A 6,464-nucleotide genomic window follows, 5' to 3' on the forward strand; every position below is an offset into this window, starting at 1 on the left:
AAGTGAGGGATAAACATTGAAAATTAATAATTTTGGATCATCAGGTGTGAATCCATATAAACGCCAAATGAGTAATTTTGATCAGGCATCAAAGTCCATGAATAAAGCTACTGATAAAGTTGAAATTTCAGCGTCTGCAAAGGAAATGCAGCAAGTCTCCCATTTTGCAAATGAACGACAAGCAAAGGTGGACGAATTGAAAATTCAAGTAGAGAACGGAACTTATAGAGTCAACCCAAAAGAAGTAGCGAAGAGCATTATCGATTTTTATAAGAAATAAGTAGGAGGGAACCTTTCATGTCCGCCGAAGCCTTATCAGCATCTATAGAAAAATTGCTCAAGCTCCATAAAAGCCTTTACGAGCTTGCAGTCAAAAAAACAGACATCATTAAAACCGGGGACATGGAAGCCCTCGATCTTATGCTTAAGGATGAGCAAACGCATATTGCGGCGATTGAGCAAACGGAAAAAGAGCGTCAAAAGGCAGCTAGGGCAATGGTTCCTCATGTTGAACAGCCGACAGTTTCAGATTGTCTTGAGAGCTTTGAAGCTGTAGAACAAGACAGGCTTTCAAAGATGGTAAATGAGCTTTCTTTAATAGTACATAGCTTAAAGGAGAAAAATTATTTAAATCAGCAGCTTATCCATCAATCACTTCAATTTGTTCATTTTTCGATGGGCTTGCTTCGACCTCAGCCAACAAATATAAACTATGGGCCGCCCTCGAAAAATCAAAAGCCTTCTGAACATCAATCCTCAAGTGTGTTTAACTCGGAAGCTTAATAGAACGGAGGAACAAGAATATGCGTCCAACCTTTATGGGCCTAGAAACTGCTCGCCGCGGTATGTTTACCCAACAAAGTGCTTTATATACCACGGGTCATAATATTTCAAATGCAAATACGCCGGGGTATTCGCGGCAACGGGTTAATTTTCAGCAAACTTCTCCTTATCCTGCTAATGGTCTTAACCGCCCCTATCTACCTGGTCAAATGGGGACAGGTGTAGAGGCAGGAAGCATTCAGAGAATCCGGGATAGCTTTATTGATGCTAGATTTAGAAGTGAGAACAATAAATTAGGTTATTACGGATCAAAGTCTGATGCGTTGACTAGGATGGAAAATGTAATGAACGAGCCTACTTCCGAGGGGCTATCAGCGGCAATGGATAATTTTTGGAATTCATTGCAAACATTAGGTACAAATCCTAATGAGAGCGGAGCTAGAGAAAGTGTATTAGCACAAGGGCATGCACTTGCTGACACCTTTAATTATCTGTCTGCCTCTCTAAATTCCATTCGCGAGGATTTGAAGCAGAGTATTAAAGTAAACGTTGAAAAAATAAATACACTAGCTTCTCAGATTAATAATATCAATAAACAAATTAATCAGGTAGAGCCTCACGGGGATCTGCCGAATGATCTGTACGATGAAAGAGATCGTCTTGTTGATGAACTTTCACAATTAGTAGATATTAAGGTGACAACTCAGCCTAGCGGAGGATTGCCATCACCTATTGCAGAGGGAACTTACAAAATAGAAATTTTAAATCCTATAGGGAAGAGCTTAGGAACACTTGTAGATAAAAATACAATAAACGGTGATCCAAACAAATTATCTTACAAAGCTGATAATGACGGTTACATCGAATCTTTATCGATTGGTTCTGGTTCACCAATTGAAGTAGAAAATTTTGCAAAAGGCTCTCTTAAAGCCGATATCGAGGCATTCGGATATGTAAATCAAACAGGAAACCAGGTTGGACGGTATCCTGATATGATAGACCAGCTTGATAAATTGGCTTTTACATTATTGAAAGAATTTAATCATATCCATAAAAACGGAATTGATTTAGACGGCAATAACGGCAAAGACTTTTTTAATGATGTCACTGATTATAAGGGTGCAGCAAGTAAAATTTCAGTGGCAATTAACAATCCGAATGAAATTGCTGCTTCAGTGAACGGCAAAGGAAATGGAGATAATGGATATAAGCTAGCAGATGTCTTAAGAAAGGATCTTTCTGCATTTGAAGCACAGGTATTTGATCCCTCTACAGGAAACCCAATTGACCTAAAGGATTATACACAAGTTAATTTAAAGATGAGCGGAAATATTAAATCCTTCTACGGCGGGCTAATTTCTTCACTTGGTGTTGAGACGAGAGAGGCGAACGTATTATCAAAAAATACATTAGTATTATTGGATACTGTTGATTATCAACGGCAATCAGTATCAGGGGTGTCGCTGGATGAAGAAATGTCAAATTTAATTAAATTTCAGCATGCCTATAATGCCTCAGCAAGAAATATTACAGTAATCGATGAAATGCTTGATAAAATTATTAATGGCATGGGCGTAGTCGGAAGGTAGGGGAACAAAATGCGTGTAACACAATCGATGCTTACCAATAATATGTTACGTAATTTAAGTGGTAGCTACCAAAAATTGGGCAAATATCAGGAACAGCTTAGTTCACAAAAGAAAATTTCTAGACCATCCGATGATCCGGTTGTTGTTTTTAAAGGGATTTCTTACAGGACAAGTGTTAATGATGTTTCACAATATAAAAGAAATATGTCTGAAGTGAATGTATGGCTGGAAAATACTGAAGATGCACTTGATAAGGCTGGGTCATCTATCCACCGAATTAGTGAATTAGTAAATCAAGCAAATACAGGTACCGTAACGGATTCAGATCGAAAAAAAATAGAAAATGAAATTGAAGAAATTAAAAAGCAACTTGTTTCAATAGCGAATACAAAGTTGTCTGGTAAGTATATTTTTAATGGTTCGGATATTTATAATGCACCAGTATCATTTGATGCAGCAAATAAAATACAAACCAATTACAATACAGATGCCATTAATATTGAAGTTTCTGGAGGAATCAAGCTTCAAGTCAATTATTTAGGAGCGAATGTATTTGGTACAGAAACAAGCGGGATGCTAAAGGATCTGGAAGATCTGCAAGATGCAATGAAAAACGGAAATGACCCAGATTTAAGCAATTTTATTGAAAACTTTCAAAATCATTTAAATACGGTTACTTCAGCAAGATCTAGTATTGGTGCTTCCATGAATCGTGTAGAGATGATTCAAGATCGCTTAGATTCTCAAGAAATTATTGCTACTAAAACAATGTCGGAAAATGAAGACATCGATGTAGAAAAAGTCATATTAGACTTACAAACACAGGAAAGTATTCATAGAATGGCACTAAGTGTCGGTTCTAGAATCATCCAGCCAACATTAGTTGACTTTTTAAGGTAAGAATAAAGCTATCTGTTTAGATAGCTTTTCTTTATAGGAGATAATATTATGCAAATTCCACAAATTCGCATTGAATCACAAGTCGGAAAAATTGGGTTAGATATCACTAAACCCAATCAAAATATTGAGCAGCCACAAGCTGATTTAAGCATTGAACAGCCTCCAGCCGAAATGATAATCAATCGCCAGCCCAGTAGATTAACGATTGATCAAACACTAGCACGAGAAAACCTGGATTTAAAGTCTGTTTTTAAAAGAGGAGATGAAAATGCTCAGCTAGGTTATCAGGCTTTTATGAATTATGTTAGCAAAACAGTTCAAGAAGGAGCTGAGCTAATGATGATTGAAAATGGAGGAAATCCAATTGTGAATCATGCAAATCGTGCGTTGGATCATGATATTGTATTTAATACCGGGAATACTCCTTCACAAAACAGTGTTAAAGTAGAATATACACCTTCAAAAGTAGATATAGAATGGAAGCGAAATAAACCAAATATTCAAGTGCAAATTAATCGTCCAATTCATGAGTACATTCCGGGTCGTGTCGATATTTATATGGAACAAACTCCTTCCTTGAAAATAGATTTTAAATTATAAAGGCTGTGTGGTGATAAAAATGAAAATTAATACAAGATACCACGAAGAAATCGAAGTGAACGAAGAGGAAAAGATTTTTTTTAGTAGTGGAATTCCTGGTTTTCCAAATGAAAAGGAATTTGTGATCCTTCCGCTTGGATCTGACTCGCCATTGAGCATCCTTCAATCCGTAAACAATGAGGAACTAGGATTTGTTGTTGCTGAACCTTTTTCTTTCTATAAAGAATATGAATTTGTTCTTGAAAAATCAGTTGAAAATCAACTAAATATTCAGGACGAGAAAGATATCCAAGTCTATTCAATTATTACATTAGGAGAATCCCTTTCAACCTCTACGATCAATCTACAAGCTCCAGTCATTATTAACAGAAAAATAAAAAAAGCGAAACAAGCCATACTAAATACCGAAACTTATCATACAAAGCATCTATTAGTAAATAACAACAAACAAAAGGGTCAGGAGGGATAATCATGTTAGTTCTCACAAGGAAAAAGAACGAAAGTGTTATCCTGAATGAAAATATCGAAATTACCATTTTAGAAATAGATGGAGAGCAGATAAAGCTCGGTATTAAAGCACCAAAGGATGTTGAAATCCTTCGCAAAGAAATAATCGTCAAAACCGAACTAGAAAATATCAATGCATTAAAAGGAAATTTCGACCTAAAAAAAATATTAGAAGAAAATACTAAATAAATGTAAAACTTACGAGAATTGTGTCGATATAATAGATAGTCACATAGGAATTTAGTCGGCCGACAATTACTATGTCAAACTAACCACATGGATGTGGGAACTTTCAAACTCAAGGAGGAAAATTAAAATGAGAATTAACCACAATATCTCAGCGATGAACACTCATCGTCAATTAACTTACAACAACAATGCTTCAGCTAAATCTATGGAAAAATTATCTTCAGGATACCGAATCAACCGTGCAGCTGACGATGCAGCAGGTCTTGCAATCTCTGAAAAAATGCGTAACCAAATCCGTGGGTTAGACCAAGCATCTGCTAACTCTCAAGATGCAATCTCTTTAATCCAAACTGCTGAAGGTGCATTAAACGAAACACATGCAATGCTTCAACGTATGGCTGAGTTAACTACAAAAGCAGCGAACGAAACATTAACAACTTCAGATACTGATAAAATTCAAGAAGAGGTTACTCAACTAACACAGCAAATTGATAGTATTGCTAATCAAACGAAGTTTAATACTAAGAGCATCTTAAATTCATCATCTTCTTTAACATTCCAAGTTGGTGCAAATAGTGGTGAGACAATTTCGTTAAAATTAGTAGATGCTACTTCAAGTACAATTGGAGTTTCTACAACTCAATTAACTAATTTAAATTCAGGTGTAACAAGTACAACTGACGGTACGCTTAATACTGCTGCAAAAGGAAACTTAGATAAAATTCAAACAGCTATTAACACTATTTCTCAAAACCGTTCTAACCTTGGTGCTGTTCAAAACCGCTTAGAGCACACTATTAACAACCTTGGAACAACTTCTGAAAACCTTCAAGCTGCTGAGTCTCGTATCCGTGACGTAGACATGGCGAAAGAAATGATGGCTATGACTAAGAACAACATTCTTACTCAAGCTGCTCAGGCTATGCTTGCACAAGCTAACCAACAGCCACAAGGAGTTCTACAACTTCTTCGTTAATAATTAATTATTTAAAGAGATCTTAGACTTTTTCTAGGGTCTCTTTTTTGTTTATATTGAAAATTATTGAGTGCTTAATATTATTATGAAAAAGTCGATATTAGAAATGAAGCATTAGAAACAAAAGGGTGGCTAACATGGGTAAAAACACTATATCACTTTGCATGATTGTAAAAAACGAGGAAACGTACCTTAGAAGATGTCTTGAAAGTGTTAAAAATCAAGTGGATGAGATCATAATTGTTGATACTGGCTCAACGGATTCAACTATAGGCATTGCAGAAGAATTTGAGACCAGTATTTTTACTTATGAATGGGATAAAGATTTTGCCGCTGCAAGAAACTTTTCTTTAGAGAAGGCAAAATCTGATTATATTTTAGTCCTAGATGCAGATGAATATTTAGATGAAGATACTAATCTTCAAATGGTAATCAATGAGAAGAAAGATTTCTATATTATTAATTTAAAGAATTATATGGATGGCGGTTACATAACAATACACCAAGCTATAAGGCTGTTTAAAAATAAGATGAACCTTAAATACTATGGTAAAATTCATGAGCATTTGAATATTCATGATTTTAATAATTTGACTAATGATTTTGCTGGTTTTGTTATTCATCACGATGGATATAAAAAAGAAACATATAGTAAAAAGAAAAAGTTCGATCGGAATTTGAGAATTCTTGAAAAAGAGGTGGAAAATAATCCCACAGGATATAATTTGTTCAATTTAGGTATTCAATACAAAGTAGGTGGGGATTATAAAAAAGCGCTCGAACAATTTAAAAAATCTTATCCTTTAAGTAAAAATCAAATTTATTTAACCTACCTTCTTTATTCAATGGGAGATTGTTTGTTTCAGTTGGAGAGATATAGAGAGGGTCTTAATTTAATTAAAGATTCAATGGAAATATTC

At 35.1% G+C, this 6,464-nt stretch carries 9 protein-coding genes; all 9 read left to right on the plus strand.

The window, feature by feature from the left end; translation table 11 throughout:
* The first annotated feature begins 16 nt into the window (after window positions 1-16).
* Window positions 17-280 (plus strand): flagellar biosynthesis anti-sigma factor FlgM, encoded by a 264-nt coding sequence (gene flgM, locus V7164_RS01555; protein WP_335347054.1) that lies wholly within the window; start codon window positions 17-19, stop codon window positions 278-280.
* Window positions 281-297: 17 nt separating this feature from the next.
* Window positions 298-783: a flagellar protein FlgN gene (locus V7164_RS01560; protein ID WP_335347053.1), complete on the plus strand. Its 486-nt coding sequence runs from the start codon at window positions 298-300 to the stop codon at window positions 781-783.
* Window positions 784-803: 20 nt separating this feature from the next.
* Window positions 804-2,372, plus strand: coding sequence for a flagellar hook-associated protein FlgK (gene flgK / locus V7164_RS01565; RefSeq protein ID WP_335347052.1), 1,569 nt, complete (start codon window positions 804-806; stop codon window positions 2,370-2,372).
* Between the two features lie 9 nt (window positions 2,373-2,381).
* Entirely contained in the window at window positions 2,382-3,272 is an 891-nt protein-coding gene (gene flgL / locus V7164_RS01570; RefSeq protein ID WP_335347051.1) for a flagellar hook-associated protein FlgL, read from the plus strand.
* Window positions 3,273-3,320: 48 nt separating this feature from the next.
* The gene (locus tag V7164_RS01575; protein WP_335347050.1) at window positions 3,321-3,872 is read left to right on the plus strand and encodes a DUF6470 family protein; all 552 of its coding nucleotides are present in this window, start codon (window positions 3,321-3,323) and stop codon (window positions 3,870-3,872) included.
* A gap of 19 nt (window positions 3,873-3,891) precedes the next feature.
* Entirely contained in the window at window positions 3,892-4,341 is a 450-nt protein-coding gene (gene fliW / locus V7164_RS01580) for a flagellar assembly protein FliW (RefSeq protein WP_335353293.1), read from the plus strand.
* A 2-nt stretch (window positions 4,342-4,343) separates the two neighbouring features.
* On the plus strand, window positions 4,344-4,568 hold the full coding sequence (gene csrA, locus V7164_RS01585) for a carbon storage regulator CsrA (RefSeq protein WP_335347048.1): 225 nt from the start codon (window positions 4,344-4,346) through the stop codon (window positions 4,566-4,568).
* Between the two features lie 127 nt (window positions 4,569-4,695).
* A complete protein-coding gene (locus V7164_RS01590; RefSeq protein ID WP_335347047.1) occupies window positions 4,696-5,544 on the plus strand; it encodes a flagellin in 849 nt (282 codons plus the stop codon).
* Between the two features lie 137 nt (window positions 5,545-5,681).
* Window positions 5,682-6,464, plus strand: a 783-nt coding sequence (locus V7164_RS01595; RefSeq protein ID WP_335353294.1) for a glycosyltransferase family 2 protein, incomplete at its 3' end; no start/stop codon positions are given.

Origin of the sequence: Bacillus sp. JJ1474 (assembly GCF_036965225.1) — a bacterium.
GTDB lineage: Bacteria > Bacillota > Bacilli > Bacillales > Cytobacillaceae > Cytobacillus.